This is a genomic window from Photobacterium chitinilyticum, assembly GCF_004104355.1.
GTDB classification, from domain to species: domain Bacteria; phylum Pseudomonadota; class Gammaproteobacteria; order Enterobacterales; family Vibrionaceae; genus Photobacterium; species Photobacterium chitinilyticum.
Map to the genome: position 1 here is coordinate 1 of NZ_RJLM01000200.1, position 437 is coordinate 437.

Here is a 437-nt window from a genome sequence, read left to right on the forward strand (position 1 = left end):
TCCGAAGCGCGCTTTTTATTCTTAGAATTTGAGCAGACAGAATTCCATTGGTATAATTCGGGACCCCAGATATATTTAATCCATTTTAGAACACATCATATCCATCTAAATTATAATCTGGTCCTTAGATTTATTTATGGCCCCCGAGGAGCCGTATGAGGCCAAGACCTCATGTACGGTTCTGAAATAGCGGTGAAAACCCTGAAATCCCCACAAAAGCCACCTTAGACCCTTGGGGAACGGTTAAATTGATATCCGACAAGACGTCTCGACCATAGCCATACTTGTAATGAACCTGCTTGAAAGTCATCTCTCCCTTCATCAAGCTCAAATCCTCAACCGTTTTCTTCTCCTCAAACTCAGAAGCTACTAGATACACTTCATTTAGACGGTTATTGGCAACCTGCGCTGTCTGAAGCTTGGTTTGCAGATTGATG

1 pseudogene is annotated in these 437 nt (G+C 42.6%); it reads right to left on the reverse strand.

Annotation, left to right across the window (positions count from 1 at the left end):
• Positions 1-199 precede the first annotated feature (199 nt).
• Positions 200-437 (reverse strand): annotated as a pseudogene (locus tag EDI28_RS26480) (peptide ABC transporter ATP-binding protein); the annotation flags it as partial.